This is a genomic window from Bradyrhizobium sp. B025 (genome assembly GCF_042257955.1).
GTDB classification, from domain to species: Bacteria; Pseudomonadota; Alphaproteobacteria; order Rhizobiales; family Xanthobacteraceae; genus Bradyrhizobium; species Bradyrhizobium diazoefficiens.
Genome location: NZ_CP170150.1, coordinates 5130073 through 5153468, shown reverse-complemented (window position 1 = coordinate 5153468; position 23396 = coordinate 5130073). Strand labels below are relative to the sequence as shown.

Annotated in this window: 15 protein-coding genes and 1 pseudogene; 15 read left to right on the top strand and 1 reads right to left on the bottom strand. The window is 63.6% G+C overall.

Translation table 11 applies throughout. The features are described 5' to 3' along the window. Positions 1-5: 5 nt before the first annotated feature. The 13 genes and pseudogenes from ACE10W_RS24060 to ACE10W_RS24000 all read left to right on the top strand — a co-directional run bounded on the left by ACE10W_RS24060 (position 6) and on the right by ACE10W_RS24000 (position 20671). Positions 6-1028, top strand: a complete 1023-nt coding sequence (locus tag ACE10W_RS24060; RefSeq protein WP_370204472.1) for a lysylphosphatidylglycerol synthase transmembrane domain-containing protein — start codon at positions 6-8, stop codon at positions 1026-1028. 85 nt (positions 1029-1113) lie between these two features. Then, entirely contained in the window at positions 1114-2382 is a 1269-nt protein-coding gene (locus ACE10W_RS24055) for a class I SAM-dependent methyltransferase (RefSeq protein ID WP_028171388.1), read from the top strand. Between the two features lie 358 nt (positions 2383-2740). Then, the gene (gene secE, locus ACE10W_RS24050; protein WP_007611620.1) at positions 2741-2932 is read left to right on the top strand and encodes a preprotein translocase subunit SecE; all 192 of its coding nucleotides are present in this window, start codon (positions 2741-2743) and stop codon (positions 2930-2932) included. Beyond that, on the top strand, positions 2932-3486 hold the full coding sequence (gene nusG / locus ACE10W_RS24045; protein ID WP_007602985.1) for a transcription termination/antitermination protein NusG: 555 nt from the start codon (positions 2932-2934) through the stop codon (positions 3484-3486). The genes secE and nusG overlap by 1 nt, the downstream gene beginning before the upstream one ends. Before the next feature lie 133 nt (positions 3487-3619). After that, entirely contained in the window at positions 3620-4048 is a 429-nt protein-coding gene (rplK, locus tag ACE10W_RS24040; protein WP_011088164.1) for a 50S ribosomal protein L11, read from the top strand. Between the two features lie 6 nt (positions 4049-4054). After that, positions 4055-4747: a 50S ribosomal protein L1 gene (rplA, locus tag ACE10W_RS24035; RefSeq protein ID WP_011088163.1), complete on the top strand. Its 693-nt coding sequence runs from the start codon at positions 4055-4057 to the stop codon at positions 4745-4747. A gap of 107 nt (positions 4748-4854) precedes the next feature. After that, positions 4855-5807, top strand: a pseudogene (locus ACE10W_RS24030) (2-hydroxyacid dehydrogenase). A gap of 581 nt (positions 5808-6388) precedes the next feature. Continuing rightward, positions 6389-6907 (top strand): 50S ribosomal protein L10, encoded by a 519-nt coding sequence (gene rplJ, locus ACE10W_RS24025; protein ID WP_011088161.1) that lies wholly within the window; start codon positions 6389-6391, stop codon positions 6905-6907. A 54-nt stretch (positions 6908-6961) separates the two neighbouring features. Continuing rightward, positions 6962-7339 carry a 50S ribosomal protein L7/L12 gene (rplL, locus tag ACE10W_RS24020; RefSeq protein ID WP_011088160.1) on the top strand — a complete coding sequence of 126 codons (378 nt, stop codon included), beginning with the start codon at positions 6962-6964 and terminating at the stop codon, positions 7337-7339. 483 nt (positions 7340-7822) lie between these two features. Next, positions 7823-11941 carry a DNA-directed RNA polymerase subunit beta gene (rpoB, locus tag ACE10W_RS24015; protein ID WP_011088159.1) on the top strand — a complete coding sequence of 1373 codons (4119 nt, stop codon included), beginning with the start codon at positions 7823-7825 and terminating at the stop codon, positions 11939-11941. Positions 11942-12072: 131 nt separating this feature from the next. Further along, positions 12073-16269 carry a DNA-directed RNA polymerase subunit beta' gene (gene rpoC / locus ACE10W_RS24010; RefSeq protein WP_011088158.1) on the top strand — a complete coding sequence of 1399 codons (4197 nt, stop codon included), beginning with the start codon at positions 12073-12075 and terminating at the stop codon, positions 16267-16269. 192 nt (positions 16270-16461) lie between these two features. Next, a complete protein-coding gene (locus tag ACE10W_RS24005; protein WP_110116375.1) occupies positions 16462-18522 on the top strand; it encodes an FAD-dependent oxidoreductase in 2061 nt (686 codons plus the stop codon). Between the two features lie 133 nt (positions 18523-18655). Continuing rightward, positions 18656-20671, top strand: coding sequence for an ABC transporter ATP-binding protein (locus ACE10W_RS24000; RefSeq protein WP_375762006.1), 2016 nt, complete (start codon positions 18656-18658; stop codon positions 20669-20671). Here ACE10W_RS24000 and ACE10W_RS23995 read toward each other — a convergent pair. After that, entirely contained in the window at positions 20602-21837 is a 1236-nt protein-coding gene (locus ACE10W_RS23995; protein WP_375762005.1) for an FAD-dependent oxidoreductase, read from the bottom strand. The two genes, ACE10W_RS24000 and ACE10W_RS23995, sit on opposite strands and share 70 nt — an antisense overlap. Positions 21838-22523: 686 nt before the next feature. On the opposite strand from ACE10W_RS23995, the gene rpsL reads away from it, so the two are divergent. Together rpsL and rpsG are read left to right on the top strand one after the other, a co-directional pair. Then, a complete protein-coding gene (rpsL, locus tag ACE10W_RS23990) occupies positions 22524-22895 on the top strand; it encodes a 30S ribosomal protein S12 (protein WP_007603006.1) in 372 nt (123 codons plus the stop codon). Positions 22896-22910: 15 nt separating this feature from the next. Further along, positions 22911-23381 (top strand): 30S ribosomal protein S7, encoded by a 471-nt coding sequence (gene rpsG, locus ACE10W_RS23985; protein WP_011088154.1) that lies wholly within the window; start codon positions 22911-22913, stop codon positions 23379-23381. The last annotated feature ends 15 nt before the right edge of the window (positions 23382-23396 follow it).

The window sequence follows — 23396 nt, the reverse complement described above, 5'->3', positions numbered from 1 at the left end:
ATCGGATGCAGTCGCGCTTTAAACAGACAGCTTTGTTTTCGGTGAAGCTGTTGCTGTCGATCGCGGTGCTGGCCTATATCGCGCGCGGCCTCGATCTGGGCCGGTTGCGGACTCATCTCGTCTCCGTCGACCCCTTCCTGTTCGCTCTCGCGCTGGCGCTGATCTTCTTTCAGACCTTCGTGCTCAACGGCCGGTGGGAGCTGATCATGCGTGCGCTCGGCGTGTCGCTGGACTGGTTCGCCGGCTGGCGGATCCTCATGATCAGCCTCTGGTTCAACCAGGTGCTGCCGTCGTCGGTGGGCGGTGACGCGGTTCGGATGTGGCTGCTGCGCCAGCGCGGCGTGCAGTGGCCGGAGGCGGTCAAGGCGGTTGCCGCAGACCGTTTCACGGCGTTGATCGGGCTGGTCGTGCTGATGGCGGCGGGATTGCCGCTCCTGATGTCGCACGTGTCCAACGAGGCCGCGATCCTGGCGATCGGCGGGCTGACGCTGGCGGGTGTCGCCGGCACTGTGGTCCTGTTGACGCTCGATCGCCTGCCGAAGCGTCTCATCGCGCTTCCCGCGATCGCAAGCTTCGTCCGGTTCGGAACGCTCGTCAGGTTTCTTCTCGTGCGATCCGAATGCCGCGGTTTGCTGCTCGGATCGGCGCTCCTCATCCATCTCGTGACGGCAGCGGCCTGCTACGTCCTGGCGCGCGGCGTCGGAGCGCAACTCTCGATGCTGGACGCCGGCATCCTGATTCCGCCGGTGGTGCTGTTGACGGCCGTTCCGATCTCGATCAGCGGCTGGGGCGTTCGCGAGGGGGCCATGGTCGCCTGCCTTGGCCTTGCGGGCGTTCCTTCCGAGGAGGCGCTGTCGGTTTCGCTCCTGCTGGGTGCCGTCAGCGTGGTCATCGGTCTTGCAGGCGGCGTGATCTGGCTGGCAAGTCCGGAGCGCGGCTCGTATTCCGCGGACAAGGCGGCGAAGGCTGCGGAAGAATCACCGAACTACGGGCTGGCGAAGGCCGAGGAGGTATCGAGCCACCCTTGACCCGCTTGAACCAGTTCTGTCCATCTGATCTTCACAGGGTGGGATTGCCCCACCTGCGCGCATCTCTCCGTTTTCCGGTTCCACGATGAAAAACCTGTTCTACGTCCGTCATACCTGCCGCCTCTGTCACTCGGACAAGCAAGAGCTGGTCGTCCCGATGGCCGGCATGCCCATTGGCACGCCGAACTTCCAGGTGCCGGACGCCAGCGTTGACGATCCCGTCTTCAGGGCCGCGGTGCCGATGGCGCTGCATCTGTGCAGGGACTGCGGCCATCTCCAGATTCTCCATGTCGGCAATCCGGAGGTCCAGTACCGCAACTACGTCTACACGACCTCGCTCTCGCTCGGCCTGCGGCAGCATTTCGAAGGCTATGCCAGCGACGTCGTCAGCCGCTTCGGAATCGCGCCGGGCTCGCTGGTGGTCGAACTCGGCAGCAACGACGGATCGCTGCTCGGCTTCTTCAAGGAGCGTGGCATGCGGGTGCTGGGCGTCGATCCCGCCGTCGACATCGCGCGGCGCGCGACTGAGGCGGGCATCGAGACCATCGGCGATTTCTTCACCGACGCTGTCGGGCACCGCATCCTGAAAAGCCACGGTGCGGCGAGCGTCGTGATCGCCAACAACATGATCGCGAATGTCGATAATCTCGATCCGCTGGTGATCGGGGTCCGTGACGTGCTTGCGCCGGACGGGTTGTTCGTCTTCGAAACGCAATACGGCGTCGACGTCACCGAGAAGAACCTGCTCGACACCGTCTATCACGAGCATCTGTCGTATTTTAACATCAAGCCGCTGACGCGCTTCTTCGCGCGGCTCGGGATGGAAGTGATCGACGTCCAGCACATCTGGACCAAGGGCGGCTCGATCCGCGTGACGGTGCAGCGCGCCGGCGGCGCGAAGAAGCCGTCGGCGGAGGTCGCGCGGTTCATCGCCGAGGAAGACCGGCTCGGCGTCGATCAGCCGGCCTATTATGCGCCCTATGTGAAGCGGATCGCGGCGATTCGCGACGAGTTGGTCGCGATGGCCGATGCCGCCCATGCGCGCGGTCAATCTGTCGCCGGCTATGGCGTCTCCGTCGGCACCACGACGTTGCTTCCGCAGTTCGGCCTGGAGAGCAAGATCGACTTCCTGGTGGATGACGATCCCAAGAAGGGGAACGTGATGGCCGGCCCCGGCTACGACATCCCGATCCTGCCGCCCGCCGCCCTTTACGAGCGCAAGCCGGCGTTCGTCGTCGTGTTCGCCTGGCGCTACGTCGACCCGATCCGGGCCAAGCATGCCGGTTATTTCGCTGACGGCGGAAAGTTCGTGGTGCCGTTGCCGGGCATTTCCATGGTCGACCGGGCCGATTGACGCGCCTCCTGCGGGCGCCGTCAGCGTGAGGCGGGTGGTGAGGTCGGTCCGAGCGTCAGGAGGACGCTCGACCCGGCCCGGTAAACCGTTGATTCGCATGGGCTCTGCCGTAGGTCGTCCGGGGACGAGGGACGCTGGACGGGTGAGCCGTGACCTTGACGTTTGGCCCCGTTCGCAGTAGATACCCGCCACCTGCAGCCGGCCCGTTAGACGCGGATCTCCGGCGCGGCTTTGAAATCCCCCGAACAATCGAGCCCGGTTTCCGGCTCATCCTTCGAGACAGAGGGCTGGGCCAACGGCGGCTGTTCGGATCCCTGAAATTCATTCGCGTCTGTCGACGGACGTTGGACATCAAACGATGGCAGTCAGCCCGTTCAAGTTCTTGCAGGAAGTGCGCTCGGAGACCGCCAAGGTCACCTGGCCGACCCGTCGCGAGACCACGATCACCACCATCATGGTGTTCGTCATGGTCGCCGTGGCCTCGATCTTCTTCTTCGCCGCCGACCAGATCATCCGTTACCTCATTACCTTCCTCTTGGGCATTCACTGATGGCTACAGCAACCGCTCAATTGTCCGACAAGCGCTGGTACATCGTCCACGCCTATTCGAACTTCGAGAAGAAGGTCGCCGAATCGATCCGCGAGCAGGCCAAGCAGCGCGGGCTCGAGGAGCTGTTCGAGCTGGTGCTGGTTCCGACCGAGAAGGTCACGGAAGTGCGTCGCGGCCGCAAGATCGACGCCGAGCGCAAGTTCTTCCCGGGCTACGTGCTGGTGAAGATGAAGCTGACCGACGAGGCGTTTCATCTGATCAAGAACACGCCGAAGGTGACCGGCTTCCTCGGCGCGGAAAACAAGCCGATGCCGATCTCGGAAGCCGAGGCCATGCGCATCCTGCACCAGGTGCAGGAAGGCGTGGAACGACCGAAGGCGTCGGTGTCGTTCGAGATCGGCGAGAACGTGCGCGTGGCCGACGGCCCGTTCGCCTCGTTCTCGGGTGTGGTCGAGGAAATCGACGAGGCGCGCTCGCGCGTGAAGGTCGCGGTGTCGATCTTCGGCCGCGCCACGCCGGTCGAGCTGGAATTCGGTCAGGTCGAGAAGGTCTGATCGGGTCGCGCGTGAAGCCGAATGCTTCGCGCAAAGAGAGGCCGTGGGAGGGAGAGGGCGGTTGCCAGCCGCATCCGACCCAGACCACGAACCTGAAACCGCCGGCGACATGCCGGCACAACAGGAGTGATACATGGCAAAGAAAGTGACCGGATACCTGAAGCTTCAGGTCCCGGCCGGTGCGGCGAATCCTTCGCCCCCGATCGGTCCCGCGCTTGGTCAGCGCGGTCTCAACATCATGGAGTTCTGCAAGGCGTTCAACGCCCAGACCCAGAAGGAAGAGAAGAACACCCCGATCCCGGTGATCATCACCATCTATGCGGACCGTTCCTTCACCTTCGAGATGAAGACGCCGCCGATGTCCTACTTCCTCAAGCAGGCCGCCAAGATCCAGTCCGGCTCGAAGGCGCCGGGCCGCGACAAGGCCGGCAAGGTGACCAAGGCGCAGGTGCGCGAGATCGCCGAGAAGAAGATGAAGGACCTGAATTGCGACACCATCGAATCGGCCATGAAGATGGTCGAGGGCTCTGCCCGTTCGATGGGTCTGGAAGTGGCGGGGTAAGCGGTCATGGCAATCGGAAAGCGTTTGAACAAAGCCCGCGAAGGTGTTGACCGCGAAAAGCTTTACCCGCTCGCGGAAGCCATCAAGATGGTCAAGGAACGCGCGAAGGCGAAGTTCGACGAGACCATCGAGGTCGCGATCAATCTCGGCGTCGATCCCCGTCACGCCGACCAGATGGTCCGTGGCGTCGTAACCCTGCCGAACGGCACCGGCCGTACGCTGCGCGTCGGCGTGTTCGCCCGTGGCGCCAAGGCCGATGAGGCCAAGGCGGCAGGTGCCGACGTCGTCGGCGCCGAAGACCTGGTCGAGAAGGTGCAGAACGGCTCGATCGATTTCGACCGCTGTATCGCCACCCCCGACATGATGCCGCTGGTCGGCCGTCTCGGTAAGGTGCTGGGCCCGCGCGGCCTGATGCCGAACCCGAAGATCGGTACCGTGACCATGGACGTCACCGGTGCGGTGAAGGGTGCCAAGGGCGGCTCGGTCGAGTTCCGCGTCGAGAAGGCCGGCATCCTGCAGGCCGGCGTCGGCAAGGCCTCGTTCTCCGAGGAGAAGCTGGTCGAGAACATCAAGGCCCTGGCTGACGCTGTCTCCAAGGCGAAGCCGGCCGGTTCCAAGGGGACCTACATCCAGCGCGTTGCGGTGTCCTCGACCATGGGCCCCGGCGTGAAGGTCGAGCCGGGCACCATTCTCGGCTAAGGTTTGCCTCGGCTAGAGGTTTGGAAATTGCACGAGGCGAGGGGCGGAATTGGGCAACCGATTCCGCCCCTCTTCGTTTGTGGCGGCGTTCACTGGAAACAAGAACAATGGCTGACAAGGTCCTCATCTACTCGCGCTTCCCCAAGACGATGATGGCGCGCTTCGCCGAGCGGTTCGAGCTGCTCGACACCGGCGGCAAGCCCGTGCGGGAGGTGTTTTCGGCGGACGAGCTCGGCGGCATTCGCGCGATGCTGACTGCGGGCGGCACCCCGGTCGGGGCCGAGGCGATGGACCTGTTTCCGAATCTCGGCGCCATCGTCTGTTACGGCACCGGCTATGACGGCATCGACCTGAAAGCGGCCGTTGCGCGCGACATCGCGGTCGGCCACAGCCCGGGGGCCAATGCGGCCTCGGTTGCCGATATCGCGATGACCCTGATGCTGGCGACGACGCGGCGGATCCTGGTCGCCGACCAGTATGTCCGCAGTGGCGATTGGGCCGCGTCAAAGCCCTCGCCGATGATGCGCCCGCAGGCCGGCATGCCCGGCCGCCGTATCGGCGTCTACGGCATGGGCGAGATCGGCCGCAAGATCGCCGCGCGCTGCGCCGCCTTCGAGAGCGAGGTCGGCTATTTCAGCCGCAGCAAATACGATCTGGCCTATCAATATTTCCCGACGCTGGAGGCGCTCGCCGACTGGTGCAGCGTGATGATGATCGCGGTCCGGGCAGGGGCCGAGACACAGCACGTCGTCAATGCCGATATCCTGAAGCGCCTGGGCGCCGACGGCTATGTCGTCAATATCTCCCGTGGCTCCGTCATCGACGAGAAGGCCCTGGTTGCGGCGCTGACCGACAAGACCATCGCCGGCGCCGGCCTCGACGTCTTCGAGAAGGAACCGCACACGCCCGACGCGCTGACCGCGCTCCCGAACGTCGTGTTCGCCCCCCATATCGGCGGCCACACCCTGGACTCGCACGCCGCCATGCAGAACTGTGTACTTGCGAACTTGACCGCGTTCTTCGCGGCAAGCCGCTGCCTTACGCGGTCAAATCGGCCTGAATCGGTCCTTGTTGGGCCATCTCAAGCCCGCCCGGCAACGGATTGGAACTGGTGTGAATTTTGCTCTTGGCAAGCAGGCCCGGAGCGGTTAAAGAACCGCCTCCGGACGTGCCGGCCTCGGCTGGCGCGTTCGTGCACGCATTCCGAAAACCCGACAAGACAGGAGTTCATTCCTTTTCAGGACGTCCGCAAGGATTTGCCGGAAAAGGAAGGAAAACCCGTCGGTTGGTGGAATGCGGGCAGGGGTCGGGCGGTTCGCCGGCTGACCTTGTCCTGTCCAAGACTGCAGGCGCCCGCGGGAAATTTCGATTTCTCAACGGCTTAATCGCATGGCCTGCATAGACGGGTGAAGACCGGATTTCACTTCGCATCCAGCTTTAAGGGCTGGCTTGCGGAACGGGTCTGGTTCGGACCTCGACACGCCGTGGGCTCTAGCGGGCTCCCGGAGGGCAGGCTTTGAATTGTCGTCTTGCCCGGCGTGTCCGAAGGGTTTGCCCCCTGAGGTTCAGGTTTGGGCGGGACGATGGGTGCAACCCGGCGGTCCCGCTTTCGCGATGACCGCCAACCGGAAAGAGCTTGCTGTGGAACGAGCGGCAAAAAAAGAAGCGGTCGAACAGCTCAATGGGGTCTTCAAGACCACGAGCGTCGCGGTCGTTGCTCAATATTCCGGCCTCACCGTCGCCCAGATGCAGAAGCTGCGCCAGCAGATGAAGCAGGCGGGTGCCTCGGTGAAGGTCTCGAAGAACCGTCTCGCCAAAATTGCTCTTGAAGGCACTGACGTCGTTGCCATCGGCCCCATGCTGAAGGGGCCGACCGTGATCGCCACTTCGAACGATCCGGTAGCGGCGCCAAAGGTCGCCATCGAATTCGCCAAGGCGAACGAAAAGTTCGTCATCGTCGGCGGCTCGATGGGGAAGACCGTCCTGAATGTCGACGGCGTGAAGGCGCTTGCCTCGCTGCCGTCGCTTGACGAACTGCGCGGCAAGATCGTCGGCCTGATTGTGGCCCCGGCGACCAAGCTCGCTCAGCTCGCCAACGCGCCCGCGGGCAAGCTCGCGCGTGTCATCCAGGCTCATGCCTCAAAGGGCGAAGCGGCCTGACGCCCTTCGCAAAACTCAAACCCGAACCAGACTTACACGTAAGGAAACTGAACAATGGCTGACTTGCAGAAGATCGTTGACGACCTCTCGAGCCTCACCGTGCTCGAAGCTGCCGAACTTGCGAAGCTCCTCGAAGAGAAGTGGGGCGTTTCGGCTGCCGCGGCTGTCGCCGTGGCCGGCCCGGCTGGTGGTGGCGCTGCCGCCGCTCCGGCGGAAGAGAAGACCGAGTTCACGGTCGTCCTCGCCAGCGCCGGCGAGAAGAAGATCGAGGTCATCAAGGAAGTTCGCGCCATCACCGGCCTCGGCCTGAAGGAAGCAAAGGACCTCGTCGAGGGCGCGCCGAAGCCTGTCAAGGAAGGCGTGAACAAGGACGAAGCCGAGAAGATCAAGGTCCAGCTCGAGAAGGCTGGCGCGAAGGTCGAGCTCAAGTAAGCAACGCTTACTGGCGCGAGATCCCGGGCGAGCATCAGCTAAGCCCGGGATCTTGGTCCACCCTCGCGAGGGTGGGCCGGATGCAAAAGGCGTGCGACGGAACGTCCCGACGCGGGCCGAACACGAAAAAGTGTGGGGATTTGAGGGTTTACCCCTCGAATCTGCACTATTGTCGCCCCATATCGGGTCGGCAGCACGAAAGCGCGGTGGGCAGGGATGCGGGATTTCCCTGTAAGCCGTTGGGAGAGCAGGCTATTTCGGGCTTTTGCAGTCCGTGAAGACAATCGTTGTGACGGGCGGGCGTGCCTATGCGCCCCGCGCGTCGTTTTGCGTTTTGAAGGTCTGAAGAACAGATTCAGGACATGACGGCCTGAAACTGGATTTTTGGTCCCCAAAACGGGTTCGAAAAATTCAACCCGGGGAGCGGCGGCAGCTGCGTCCTGGACGGCGCGCCCAGAGCGGGCGACGAAATGAGAGGCCACGATGGCGCAGCAGACATTCACCGGTCGCAAACGCGTTCGCAAGTTCTTCGGACACATCAAGGAAGTCGCCGAGATGCCGAACCTCATCGAGGTTCAAAAGGCGTCCTATGATCAGTTCCTGATGGTCGACGAACCCCAGGGCGGGCGTCTCGACGAGGGTCTGCAGGCGGTGTTCCGCTCGGTGTTTCCGATCTCCGACTTCTCGGGCACCTCGATGCTGGAATTCGTCCGCTACGAGTTCGAGCAGCCGAAGTATGACGTCGACGAGTGCCGCCAGCGCGGCATGACCTTCGCGGCGCCCCTCAAGGTGACGCTGCGCCTCATCGTGTTCGATATCGACGAGGAAACCGGCGCCAAGTCGGTGAAGGACATCAAGGAGCAGGACGTCTACATGGGCGACATCCCGCTCATGACGATGAACGGCACCTTCATCGTCAACGGCACCGAGCGCGTCATCGTCTCGCAGATGCACCGTTCGCCCGGCGTGTTCTTCGACCACGACAAGGGCAAGACCCATTCGTCGGGCAAGCTGCTGTTCGCCGCCCGCGTGATCCCGTATCGCGGCTCCTGGCTCGACATCGAGTTCGACGCCAAGGACATCGTCTATGCGCGTATCGACCGTCGCCGCAAGATTCCGGTGACGTCGCTGATGTTCGCGCTCGGCCTTGACGGCGAGGCGATCCTGTCCACGTTCTACAAGAAGATCCTCTACAAGCGGACCAAGGAAGGCTGGCGCGTTCCGTTCGACGCCAACCGTTTCCGCGGCTACTCGACCATCAACGACCTGATCGACGCCGACACCGGCAAGGTCGTGCTCGAGGCCGGCAAGAAGCTCACCGTCCGTGCCGCCCGCCAGCTCCAGGAGAAGGGGCTGAAGGCGCTGCGCCTGTCGGATGAGGAGCTCGTCGGCAACTACCTCGCCGAGGATCTCGTCAATCCGAAGACCGGGGAGATCCACGCCGAGGCCGGCGAGGAGATCACCGACAAGAACATGAAGGCCCTCAACGAGCAGGGCTACAAGGAACTGCCGCTGCTCGACATCGACCACGTCAATGTCGGCGCCTACATCCGCAACACGCTCTCGGCCGACAAGAACATGACGCGCGAGGACGCGCTGTTCGACATCTACCGCGTGATGCGTCCGGGCGAGCCGCCGACGCTGGATTCGGCGCAGGCCATGTTCCAGTCGCTGTTCTTCGACGCCGAACGCTATGACCTCTCCGCGGTCGGCCGCGTCAAGATGAACATGCGCCTCGACCTCGATGCGCCGGACACCCAGCGCACGCTGCGCAAGGAAGACATCCTCTCCGTCATCAAGACGCTGGTGGACCTTCGCGACGGCAAGGGCGAGATCGACGACATCGACCATCTCGGCAACCGCCGTGTGCGTTCGGTCGGCGAGCTCATGGAGAACCAGTACCGCATCGGCCTGCTGCGTATGGAGCGCGCGATCAAGGAGCGCATGTCCTCGGTCGACATCGACACGGTCATGCCGCAGGACCTGATCAACGCGAAGCCCGCGGCTGCCGCGGTGCGCGAGTTCTTCGGCTCCTCGCAGCTTTCGCAGTTCATGGACCAGACCAACCCGCTGTCGGAGATCACCCACAAGCGTCGCCTGTCGGCGCTTGGACCGGGCGGTCTGACCCGCGAGCGCGCCGGCTTCGAGGTGCGCGACGTGCATCCGACGCATTACGGCCGCATCTGCCCGATCGAGACGCCGGAAGGTCCGAACATCGGCCTGATCAACTCGCTCGCGACCTTCGCGCGCGTGAACAAGTACGGCTTCGTCGAGACGCCGTACCGCAAGGTCAAGGACGGCCGCGTCACCGACGAGGTCGTGTACCTCTCGGCGATGGAGGAGGGCCGCTACACGGTCGCGCAGGCCAACGTGCCGCTCGACCCGAAGGGCCGCTTCACCGAAGACCTCGTGGTCTGCCGTCACGCCGGCGAAGTCTTGCCGGTGACGCCGGACAAGGTCGACTACATGGACGTGTCGCCGAAGCAGCTCGTTTCGGTCGCTGCGGCGTTGATCCCGTTCCTCGAGAACGACGACGCCAACCGCGCGCTGATGGGCTCGAACATGCAGCGCCAGGCGGTGCCGCTGGTTCGCGCCGAGGCGCCGTTCGTCGGCACCGGCATGGAAGGCGTCGTTGCCCGTGACTCGGGCGCCGCGATCGCGGCGCGCCGCTCGGGCGTGATCGACCAGATCGACGCCACCCGCGTCGTGATCCGCGCCACCGAAGATCTCGATCCGACCAAGTCGGGCGTCGATATCTACCGGCTGATGAAGTACCAGCGCTCCAACCAGTCGACCTGCATCAACCAGCGTCCGCTGGTGAAGGTCGGCGACATCGTCAAGAAGGGCGACATCATCGCGGACGGTCCGTCGACCGATCTCGGCGAGCTCGCGCTCGGCCGGAACGTGCTGGTCGCGTTCATGCCGTGGAACGGCTACAACTTCGAAGACTCGATCCTGCTCTCCGAGCGGATCGTGAAGGAAGACGTCTTCACCTCGATCCACATCGAGGAGTTCGAGGTGATGGCCCGCGACACCAAGCTCGGGCCTGAGGAAATCACCCGCGACATTCCGAACGTCTCGGAAGAAGCGCTCAAGAACCTCGACGAAGCCGGTATCGTCTACATCGGCGCGGAAGTGCGCGCCGGCGACATCCTGGTCGGCAAGATCACGCCGAAGGGCGAAAGCCCTATGACGCCGGAAGAGAAGCTCCTGCGCGCCATCTTCGGCGAGAAGGCCTCCGACGTTCGCGACACCTCGCTGCGCGTTCCTCCGGGCGTGCAGGGCACGATCGTGGAAGTGCGCGTGTTCAACCGTCACGGCGTCGACAAGGACGAGCGTGCGCTGGCGATCGAGCGGGAAGAGATCGAGCGTCTGGCCAAGGACCGCGACGACGAGCAGGCGATCCTGGACCGCAACGTCTACAACCGTCTTGCCGAGCTCCTCGAGGGGCGGCAGGGCATTGCGGGTCCGAAGGGCTTCAAGAAGGACACCAAGATCACCCGCGCGGTGCTCGAGGAGTACCCGAAGTCGCAGTGGTGGCTGTTCGCGTCGCCCAACGACAAGCTGATGGCCGAGATCGAGGCCATGCGGAAGCAGTACGACGAGTCGAAGAAGGGGCTCGAGCAGCGCTTCCTCGACAAGGTCGAGAAGCTCCAGCGCGGTGACGAATTGCCGCCCGGCGTGATGAAGATGGTCAAGGTCTTCGTCGCCGTGAAGCGCAAGATCCAGCCCGGCGACAAGATGGCCGGCCGCCACGGCAACAAGGGCGTGGTGTCGAAGATCGTGCCGATCGAGGACATGCCGTTCCTCGAAGACGGCACGCATGCCGACATCGTGCTCAATCCGCTCGGCGTGCCCTCGCGCATGAACGTCGGACAGATCCTCGAGACCCATCTCGGCTGGGCTTGCGCCGGCCTCGGCAAGCGCATCGGCCAGACGGTCGATGCCTACCTGTCGAAGCAGGACATCAAGCCGCTGAAGGAAACCTTGAAGAAGGTCTACGGCGAGGACGAGACGATCAAGTCGCTCAACGACAACGAACTGATCGAGCTCGGCCACAATCTGAGCCGCGGCGTGCCGATCGCGACGCCGGTGTTCGACGGTGCCAAGGAAGCCGACATCGAGGAGATGCTGAAGCTTGCCGGTCTCGACGCTTCGGGTCAGTCGACCGTCTATGACGGCCGCACCGGCGATCCGTTCGATCGCAAGGTGACGGTGGGCTACATCTACATGCTCAAGCTGCACCATCTGGTCGACGACAAGATCCATGCGCGTTCGATCGGTCCGTACTCGCTCGTTACCCAGCAGCCGCTGGGCGGCAAGGCGCAGTTCGGCGGCCAGCGCTTCGGCGAAATGGAGGTGTGGGCGCTCGAGGCTTACGGCGCGGCGTACACGCTCCAGGAGATGCTGACGGTGAAGTCGGACGACGTCGCCGGCCGCACCAAGGTGTACGAGGCGATCGTGCGCGGCGATGACACGTTCGAGGCCGGTATTCCGGAATCGTTCAACGTGCTGGTCAAGGAAATGCGCTCGCTCGGCCTCAACGTCGACCTGCACAACTCCAAGATGGGACCCGCGCCGACGTCGGAAGCGGCCGAGTAATTCGACCTTTCATGCCCGGCCTTTAGCGGCCGGGCATCGGCGCCCCTTCCCAATGCCTTGAGGGCAGGGCGCCCCGCTTGAGTGATTTTCGAATTTGCGGCCGGAGGCGACCGGCACGCGAGGAGAAGACGATGAACCAAGAAATTATGAATCTCTTCAATCCGACGACTCCGGCTCAGGTCTTCGACCAGATCCGGATCTCGATCGCGTCTCCAGAGAAGATTCTGTCCTGGTCCTACGGCGAGATCAAGAAGCCGGAGACCATCAACTACCGTACCTTCAAGCCCGAGCGCGACGGCCTGTTCTGCGCCCGCATCTTCGGGCCGATCAAGGACTACGAGTGCTTGTGCGGCAAGTACAAGCGCATGAAGTACAAGGGCATCATCTGCGAGAAGTGCTCGGTCGAGGTCACGCTGTCGCGCGTGCGGCGCGAGCGCATGGGCCATATCGAGCTCGCAGCCCCGGTCGCCCACATCTGGTTCCTGAAGTCGCTGCCCTCGCGCATCGGCCTCCTGCTCGACATGACGCTGAAGGATCTCGAGCGGATCCTCTACTTCGAATACTACGTCGTGCTGGAGCCGGGCCTCACCGCGCTGAAGGACCGTCAGCTGCTGTCGGAAGACGAGTATCTGAAGGCGCAGGACGAGTACGGCCAGGATTCCTTCACCGCCATGATCGGCGCCGAAGCGATCCGCGAGCTGCTCAAGGGCATGGACCTCGAGAAGCTCGAGGCCTCCTTGCGCGTCGAGATGCAGGAGACCGACTCCGACATCAAGCACAAGAAGCTCGCCAAGCGCCTGAAGATCGTCGAAGCGTTCCGCCACTCCGGCAACAAGCCGGAATGGATGATCATGACCGTGGTTCCGGTGATCCCGCCGGACCTGCGTCCGCTGGTGCCGCTGGACGGCGGCCGCTTCGCGACCTCGGACCTCAACGACCTCTACCGCCGCGTCATCAACCGCAACAACCGCTTGAAGCGGCTGATGGAACTGCGCGCGCCCGACATCATCATCCGCAACGAGAAGCGCATGCTTCAGGAAGCGGTCGATGCTCTGTTCGACAACGGCCGCCGCGGCCGCGTCATCACGGGCGCCAACAAGCGCCCGCTGAAGTCGCTCGCCGACATGCTCAAGGGCAAGCAGGGCCGTTTCCGCCAGAACCTGCTCGGCAAGCGCGTCGACTATTCGGGCCGTTCGGTGATCGTGGTCGGTCCCGAGCTGCGCCTGCATCAGTGCGGCCTGCCGAAGAAGATGGCGCTCGAGCTGTTCAAGCCGTTCATCTATTCGCGGCTTGACGCCAAGGGCCTGTCCACCACCGTGAAGCAGGCCAAGAAGCTGGTCGAGAAGGAGCGGCCCGAGGTCTGGGACATCCTGGACGAGGTGATCCGCGAGCATCCGGTGCTGCTCAACCGCGCGCCGACGCTGCATCGTCTCGGCATTCAGGCGTTCGAGCCCGTGCTGATCGAGGGCAAGGCGATCCAGCTGCATCCGCTGGTCTGCGCCGCGTTCAACGCCGACTTCGACGGCGACCAGATGGCCGTGCACGTTCCGCTGTCGCTCGAAGCGCAGCTGGAAGCGCGCGTCCTGATGATGTCGACCAACAACATCCTGCATCCCGCGAACGGCCAGCCGATCATCGTGCCGTCGCAGGACATCGTGCTCGGTCTCTACTACGTCTCGATCATGCGCGAAGGCCTGCCCGGCGAGGGCAAGATCTTCGGCGACATGGCCGAGCTCGAGCACGCGCTGCACGCGAAGGTCATCCACCTCCACACCAAGATCAAGTACCGGTGGCAGGGCATGGACGAGACCGGCAAGGTCTCGACGCGCTGGATCGAGACCACCGCGGGCCGCGTCATGCTCGGCAACCTGCTGCCGAAGAACCCGCGGATTTCGTACGAGATCATCAACAAGCTGATGACCAAGCGCGAGATCTCGGGCGTGATCGACCAAGTCTATCGTCACTGCGGCCAAAAGGAGACGGTGATCTTCTGCGACCGCATCATGGCGCTCGGCTTCTACAACGCGTTCAAGGCCGGCATCTCGTTCGGCAAGGACGACATGGTCGTGCCGCACGGCAAGTGGAAGATCGTCGACACCACCCGTACGCTGGCGAAGGACTTCGAGCAGCAGTACAACGACGGCCTGATCACCCATGGCGAGAAGTACAACAAGGTCGTCGACGCCTGGTCGAAGGCCACGGAAGAAATCGCCAAGGCGATGATGAAGGAGATCTCCGCCACCAAGAAGACGGCGAGCGGAGCCGATGCCGACATCAACTCGATCTACATGATGGCTCACTCCGGTGCCCGCGGTTCGCCGGCCCAGATGCGCCAGCTCGCCGGCATGCGCGGCCTGATGGCCAAGCCGTCGGGTGAGATCATCGAGACGCCGATCATCTCGAACTTCAAGGAAGGCCTCTCGGTGCTCGAGTACTTCAACTCGACCCACGGCGCCCGCAAGGGCCTCGCGGACACCGCGTTGAAGACCGCGAACTCGGGCTACCTGACCCGTCGTCTCGTCGACGTCGCGCAGGACTGCATCATCACGCAGGACGACTGCGGCACCAAGCTCGGCATCAAGATGCGCGCCATCGTCGATGCCGGCACCGTGGTCGCTTCGCTCGGCTCGCGCATCCTCGGACGCACGGCCTGCGAAGACGTGCGTGACAGCTCGGGCAAGGTGATTATCAAGCGCGGTACGCTGATGGAAGAGAGCCACCTCGATGCCATCCACCAGGGTGGCGTCCAGGAGGTGAAGATCCGCTCGGCACTGACCTGCGAACTCGTCAACGGCATCTGCGGCAAGTGCTACGGCCGCGACCTCGCCCGCGGCACGCCGGTCAACCACGGCGAAGCGGTCGGCGTCATCGCGGCGCAGTCGATCGGCGAGCCGGGCACCCAGCTCACCATGCGCACCTTCCACATCGGTGGTGCGGCGCAGCTCAACGAGCAGTCGTTCGTCGAATCCAACTTCGACGGCAAGATCGTGATCCGGAACAAGGCCATCGCCCGCAACAGCGAAGGCCACCTGATCGCGATGGTGCGCAACATGGTGGTGGCGATCGTCGATGCCGACGGCACCGAGCGTGCGACGCACCGTATCCAGTACGGCTCGCGCCTGCACGTCGACGAGGGCGACACGGTCAAGCGTGGCCAGCGCATCGTCGAGTGGGATCCCTACACCCGTCCGCTGCTCACCGAAGTCGAAGGTACCATCGGCTTCGAGGATCTGGTCGAGGGGCAGTCGATCTCGGAAACGCTCGACGAAGCCACCGGCATCGCCAAGCGCGTGGTCATCGACTGGCGCTCGACCCGCGGCGGCTCGGACCTGCGTCCGGCCATCGTGGTCAAGGGCAAGGACGGCAAGGTGCTCAAGCTCGCCCGTGGCGGCGATGCCCGCTACATGCTGTCGGTCGACGCCATTCTCTCGGTCGACATCGGAGCCAAGGTTGCGCCGGGCGACATCCTCGCCCGTGTCTCGACCGAAAGCGCCAAGACGCGTGACATCACCGGCGGTCTGCCGCGGGTGGCGGAACTGTTCGAGGCACGGCGTCCGAAGGATGCGGCGATCATCGCCGAAATCGCGGGCACCATCCGGTTCGGGCGCGACTACAAGAACAAGCGTCGCATCTCGATCGAGCCGATGGACAAGACCGACGAACCGCGCGAGTACCTGATCCCGAAGGGCAAGCACATCCACCTTCAGGACGGCGACGTCGTCGAAAAGGGCGACTTCATCGTGGAAGGCAACCCGGCGCCGCACGACATCCTGGCGGTCAAGGGCATCGAGGAACTCGCGGCCTATCTGGTCAACGAGATCCAGGAGGTCTACCGGCTCCAGGGCGTGCTCATCAACGACAAGCACATCGAGGTGATTGTCCGTCAGATGCTCCAGAAGGTGGAAGTCACCGACCAGGGCGACACGGACATGATCTCCGGCGAGCAGGTCGACAAGATCGAGTTCGACGCGCTCAACGAGAAGGCCAAGGAAGAGGGCAAGAAGATCGCCACGGGTACGCCGGTTTTGCTCGGCATCACCAAGGCGAGCCTCCAGACCCGCTCCTTCTTCTCGGCGGCCTCGTTCCAGGAGACCACCCGCGTCCTCACGGAAGCGGCGGTCAACGGCAAGGTCGATCCGCTCGAAGGCCTCAAGGAGAACGTCATCGTCGGCCGGTTGATCCCGGCGGGCACCGGCGCCTCCATGGCCAAGATCCGCGAAGTCGCGATGAAGCGCGACAAGCTGATCCTGGACGAGCGCGAGAAGCAGGCGGCCGTCGTGTCGCCGGCGCCGGAAGCGGAGCTTCCTGCGCTGCCGCCTGCGGAATGATCGTTCATCCGTAGGAATACCGAGGACAATGAAAAGGCCGGCGCAAGCCGGCCTTTTTGCTGCTTTGTTTCCCTGTTGCGGTGCAGGATCAACCTTTGTTCATCTTTCCTTCAGGCGTAAAAGCGCTTCTGCTAGGGGAGTTTAGACCGGTGGTCCCGTGACGGGGGCAGGGCCGGAGACCACGGAACTCACATGCTTGATCTCGCAATCGTAGGCGGCGGCCCCGGCGGGCTGATGAGCGCCTGGTATCTGAAGCGTAAGCTCGGCGACCTCTGCCGCGTCACCATCTACGAGGCGTCCGATCGGCTCGGCGGCAAGATCGTCACCCGCAAATTCGATTCGGCGCCGGCGATGTACGAGGCCGGCGTTGCCGAGATCTACGACTACTCGATGACCGGTCCGGATCCGCTGCGCGAGCTGATCCAGCATTTCGGGCTTCAGACCATTCCGATGGATGCCGAGCAGGTGCAGTTCGGCGGCGAGCTGCTGAACGACGTGCCGGGCATGCGCCGCAAATATGGCGCCAAGACCGCGGCCGCGATCGAGGCGTTCCGCAAGCGCTGCACCGAGGCGATGTCGCCGATCGAATATTACGAGGGCGTCGGCGCGCACGACAACGAGAATCCCTGGGCCTACAAGACCGCCGAGCAGGTGCTCGACGAGGAGGTCGAGGACGAGACCGCAAAGCGCTTCTTCAAGGTGATGGCGCGCTCCGACATCGCGACCGAGAGCCACAACACCAATGGCCTCAACGCGCTCAAGAACTACCTGATGGATGTCGACGGCTATATCGGCCTCTATTCGATCCAGAACGGCAACGAGCAGTTGATCGAGTGCCTGCAGTCGGAGGTCAATGCCGACATCCAGCTCAATCACCGCGTGCTCGCCGTCGGCAAGGCGCCGACCGGCCGCTACCAGCTCAAGATGATGAACGGCAAGGGGCCGGAGACGCGCGATTTCGATCTCGTGCTGGTCTGCCTGCCGCATTCCTGGCTCGCGACCATGGGCTGGGAAGGCGAGCAGCTCCGCAAGTCGATGGTCAAGCACGTCTCGTATTTCGACCGTCCGGCGCATTATCTGCGCGTCTCGATCCTGTTCGACACGCCGTTCTGGGGCGACAAGATTGCCGGCGCCTGGTTCATGTCGGAGGCCTTCGGCGGTTGCTGCGTCTACAATGAGGGCGCGCGCCACGACGTCGGCAAGCACGGCGTGTTGAACTGGCTCATTCCCGGCTCCGACGCGCTGGCCTTCGCCAACCTGTCGGACCAGGAGTTGATCGACGCCGCGCTGAAATCGCTGCCGGCCTCGCTCGGCGATGCGCGCGCGCATTTCATGGAAGGCAAGATCCACCGCTGGCTGTCGTCGGTGAACGCGATTCCCGGCGGCCTGCCGGTGCGCGACGTCATGACCAACCACCGGCCCGAGCCGAAGGAGCATCCCGGCATCGTCGTGGTCGGCGACTATCTGTTCGACTCGACGCTGAACGGCTTGCTCGACTCCTCGGACGCGGCGACCGACATTATCCTCACCGAGATGATGCGCCTGCGCCGCGAGCGCGCGCAGGACGACAAGCCGCTCTCCGACAGGATCGATCGCGACTATTTCGAGAACTATCGCGGCCTCGGCCCCTATAGCGAGGCATGGCGCCATTTCACCGATCCCGATTACCTCACCAAGCTGATCGGTATCGTCTGGGGCAAGGCCAAGGGCGCGAAGCTGCTGATCGCGGGCTCGGCCAGTGGCGAGCTGGTCGGCGCGCTGCGCGAGCGCGGCATCGATGCCTTCGGCATCGAGAACAACCGCGCCATCCACGCCAAAACGCCCAAGGCGCTGAAGAAATACAACAAGCTCGGCTCGATCACCGACATGCCGTTCAAGGACGGCGCCTTCGACTTCGTGTTCGAGACCAGTCTTTGCCACGTTTCCCCGAAGCAGGTGGTCCGCGCGATCCGCGAGCTCAACCGCGTCGTCAAGACCGGCCTCGTGTTCGGCTCGATCACCTCGGACATGGCCTCGGCCGTGATCGACCGCTACGACCTCCTGCGCGGGGTCAAGAAGCTCGGTACCTGGTGGGAATGGTCCGAACTGTTCTTCGGCAATGGCTTCGATCTGTCGATGCACCGCAAGGACTGCACCGATGCGCTCTGGGAGGCGACGCTCGCCGCTAACAAGGGGCCGGGCCAGTGGTACGCCGACGCCGACAGTCTGCGCTATTCCTTCTTCGACAAGGTCGAAAACGAGGACGACGACTAGCCGCAAGGATCGGACCGGATTCGCCAATTGCTTTGCCGAATTCATTCTGATCGCATAGAATCAGTGCAATAGCGGTTGCCGCTATTTCCTGCTTTCTCTGCGGTCATGCCGGCCGTCAGCATCCGTTGGTTTCATGGCGTCCAAGCCTCCTTCTCCCGACAAACAGAAGCCCCCCGTGGAAGAGGCGGCCGAGCTCGACAAGCTTGCCCCCACCGCCAAGCCGGACCTCGAAGACGACGAGGACGACGAAGGCGAGGAGGATGACGAGCTGGAGCTCGATGACGACGACGAGGACGAGGACCTCGTCGTCTTTACCGCGCGCGAGGCCGCCGGCGCGCTCGCCACCATCCTGGGTTTCGTCAAGCCCTATCTGGCCAACTACAAGCGGATGCTGTCGTTCGTGGCGTTCGGCGTCGTCGTCGAGACGCTGTTCAACGTCATCATGCCGCTCAGCCTGAAGTTCCTGATCGACGACGCGCTCGGCGAGGAGGATTTCCAGGCGCTGTACAAGATCCTCGGCGTGCTCGCGGCCGCCGGCATCTTCACCTCGATCGTGGCGGTCTGGTATGAGCGCTGGGATGCGCGGCTCGCGGCCTGCATCATCTCCGACGTCCGCAAGCACCTGTTTGAGCACGTCCAGGACCTGCCGGCGGCCTATTTCGGCCGCACCAAGCGCGGCGAGATCCTGTCGCGCTTTTCCGTCGACCTCGCGGCCTTCGAGGGCTCGGTCAAGACCTTCGCCAACAGCGCGGCGCTGCCGTTCCTGGAGTTGTTCGCCGGCATCATCCTGATGGTGTTCCTGAACTGGCAGCTCGCGGTGGTCGCGCTCTTGGTCTTTCCGATCACGCTGATCGGGCCGCGCATGCTCACGCCGAAGGCGGTGCAGGCCAATTACGAGCAGAAGCTCAATGAATCCGCGCTGCTCGGCATGGTGCAGGAGAACGTGGCGGCGCAGGCCGTGATCAAGGCGTTCAGCCTGCAACGCCGGATGTTCGGCTTCTTTACCTTCCGCAACGACGAAACCCGCAACAGGATCGCCTCAGCCGCGTTCCTGTCGACCATGGTGGAGCGGACGGTCACCATCTCGGTGCTGCTCCTGCATCTCGTTGTGCTGGCAATCGGTGCGTATCTGGCGACCAAGGGCCAGATCACCATCGGCACCTTCGTCACCTTCGAGAGCGCGTTCTGGGAGGTCTCCTACAACATCGCCCATGTGATGCATTTCATCCCGGTGTCGATCTCCTCGGCCGCCGCGATCCGGCACATCCAGGAGCTGCTCGACGAGCCGACGCGCGGGGCCGATCGTGCCGGCGCGCCCGATCTGCCGCGCATTACCCACGACATCACCTTCGACCGCGTCACCTTCCAGTACGAAGGCAGCCAGACGCCGGTGCTGGACAATCTCAGCCTCAAGCTCAATGTCGGCAAGAGCATCGCCATCGTCGGCCCCTCGGGCTCCGGCAAGAGCACGCTGCTCAACCTGATCCTGCGGCTCTACGTGCCCGACGAGGGGCGCGTCACCATCGACGGCGTCGACGTCCGCAAGGTGACGCTGGATTCGCTACGCCGGAGCATGGCGGTAGTGTTCCAGGAGAACATGCTGTTCAACATGTCGATCCGCGAGAACATCCGGCTCGGCAAGGAGGGCGCGACCGACGCGGAGGTGGAGGAGGCGGCCAAGAAGGCCGAGATCCATCGCTACATCATGAGCCTGCCGCAACGCTACGACACGCCGGTCGGCGAGCGCGGCGATACTCTGTCGGGCGGCCAGCGCCAGCGCATCGCGATCGCGCGCGCGATCATCCGCAACCCGTCCGTGCTGCTGCTGGACGAAGCCACCTCGGCGCTCGACCAGACCACGGAGGCCGCGATCAACCGCACGCTGCTCAAGGTCGCCAAGGGCCGCACCATGATCTGGTCGACCCACCGCCTGACCTCGGTGGTCGAGATGGACGAGATCATCGTGATTTCAGGGGGCAGGGCGATCGAGCGCGGGTCGCATGCCGAGCTGCTCGCCAGGAACGGTACCTATCGCAAGCTGTGGAACGACCAGATCCACCAGCCGCATGGCGCTGTGGCTCAGGCCGACGACGACAGCGACGATGACGACCTCGAGGGTGATGAGGACGAGGACGACGAGGAGGAGTGACCGAGGAAGTTCGGCTCCAGATGGAACGCTCCTCCAAGCGGCCGCAGCAGCCCTTGAGCCGACCAGGCGATGAAGCGCGCCCAGCGCTGCGCCGTCCAGTAAGGGCTCGTCGCGATCGAGACTGAGCGGAAGTCGAACGCCTTCGCCGCCGACCATTGATCGCAAGCTTGCTTGACCGGATCGGCGTAGAAGCCGGCGATCTTGGCCGCATTCATCCCGTCGGAGGAAAGCCACTGCGGGATGTAGACGTTGCAGAGCCGCTCGACGTCGGTGAAGACCTTGTCGCAGCCGGTGCCGGCGACGGGGCACGAGGTCGCGAAGGCATCCCCGACCAGCACGATTCCCGGCTGGCCGCGAGGGTCGTTCACGTAGAGATCGACCGGACGGACCTTCAGCTCACCGGGGATGTCGAACGCGCCGGTGATGCGCTTGAGCCGGGGCAGGGTGGCGTCCAGCGTCTCAGCGGGTGCACGGCGCAGCTCGCGCAGCCAGGGATCGTCGAAGCTTCGGTAGACGAACAGATTGGCGCGCATCCGCGTGCCGACCGGAAACAGCGAGATGTAGGGGGTGCGGTCGCTCGGCCGCTCCGAGAAATAGGTCAGCGCCGGGAAGTCGAACGAATTCCGACCCGCCGGCATCACGTCGAACCCGATCGAGATCGAATGGCAGGCGCTGACGACCTTGCGGGCGATGCCGAGCTGGTGGCGCAGGCCGACGTTCAGGCCGTTGGCGAGCACGACCAGGCGGGCCGAGATCGTCTCGTCGTTGGCGAGCGTGATCTTCTGCCGCTCCAGACTGGTCTCGACCGCCACGGCCTTGGCGCAGATGCGCTCGACGGTGGCTGGGATTTCGTCGCGGACCGCGTTGACCAGCGAATCGTAGAGGATGTTGAACTGCCGGCTCGGCGCCTTGTCGAGCAGGCGGCCGAATCGGGCGATCCAGTTCTCACCGGCGAAGGTCGCGCGGCGCAGCACTGATTCTGCGATTCCGGTCTTCAGGAATCGCTCGATCTGCTCGTGGCCGCTGAGTTTTTCGACTCGAAAGTCCGCCGGATAGCTCTCATGCGGATCGATCAGCACCGTCGAAATGCCGGCTCGGCCGAGCATTGCGGCGGCGGTTGAGCCGGACAATCCCCCGCCGATAATGGCAATGTCGGTGTACCGCATGGCGCCAATCCCCGCCGAAGGCGGCAGTTTGACGCATCAACAGGAAAAAAAGCCTTAGCGCGGGTTATAAAAGTATATTTCACCCGGGCACAAATAGATCTAGGGCTAGCGGAATGGGCTCGTCGTTCCCACATCGTGGAAGCGCGGTGAGGGCGGCAAACGGGCGAATTCCATAGGCGCGAGAAGCGCTTTGTGACTGTCGTTTCGCCTTGACTTGATCGATTCCCACTTATAGAAAGCGCCTCACTTAACGACAGGCGGTGAGCATCGCCAACGTCGGAACGGGCCACCCGTTGATCCCCAAGGATTAGATCCACAAGGGGTCGTTGAAGACGGGCACCAACCTCGACGAATGCCGCTCAAACGCTGTCGATCATAGCTAGGCAATGCCAGTGCGATTCTAGTTCTCTTGAGCTTGTTCTCTTGAGATCGAATTCGGATGCATGACCTCAGTGCGCGGGCCACAGCTTTACGCTGATTGACCCGGAAACTGCGGTCCTCTGTGGCGTCGTAACGCTTTCCGCTCGGTGATGGAGCGGTTGGCGCAATTTCGCTTTGTGCGGATTGTTCCGCGGAAGGCGGCCCCTCGAGCGGGTGGCTCGAAACGAATTTGCGGTTCCGGCAACGGGCCGCGGCAAGACAGCGGACCCGGAAGGGGCCGCGGCAGAACAAAGGGTAAGGCCAGGATGCCGACGATCAACCAGCTGATCGCTCAACCGCGGGAAGTGCAGAAGTCGCGCAAGAAGGTGCCGGCGCTGCAGCAGTCGCCTCAGAAGCGTGGTGTTTGCACCCGCGTCTACACCACGACCCCGAAGAAGCCGAACTCGGCGCTTCGTAAGGTTGCCAAGGTGCGCCTGACCAACGGCTTCGAGGTGATCGGCTACATCCCCGGCGAGGGCCATAACCTCCAGGAGCACTCGGTGGTCATGATCCGCGGCGGCCGCGTCAAGGACTTGCCCGGCGTGCGCTACCACATCCTCCGCGGCGTTCTGGATACCCAGGGCGTCAAGAACCGTAAGCAGCGTCGTTCGAAGTACGGCGCCAAGCGTCCGAAGTAAGCGGGAACCACGTCCATGTCTCGTCGCCACTCAGCGGAAAAGCGCGAAGTTCTCCCGGATCCGAAGTTCGGGAACATCGTGATCACGAAGTTCATGAACTCGGTGATGTACGCCGGCAAGAAGTCGGTCGCCGAAGGCATCGTCTACGGTGCGCTCGGCATCATCGAAACCAAGACCAAGCAGAACCCGCTCGGCGTGTTCGAGCAGGCGCTCGAGAACGTCATGCCGACGATCGAGGTTCGCTCCCGCCGCGTCGGCGGCGCGACCTACCAGGTTCCGGTCGAGGTTCGTTCGACCCGCCGGCAGGCCCTGGGCATTCGCTGGCTGATCTCGGCCGCGCGCGAGCGCAACGAGAAGACGATGACCGAGCGGCTCTCGGCGGAGCTCTTGGACGCATCGAATAACCGGGGGAACGCCGTCAAGAAGCGTGAAGACGTGCACCGGATGGCGGAAGCCAACCGCGCCTTCTCGCACTATCGCTGGTAACGGCGACACACTCGG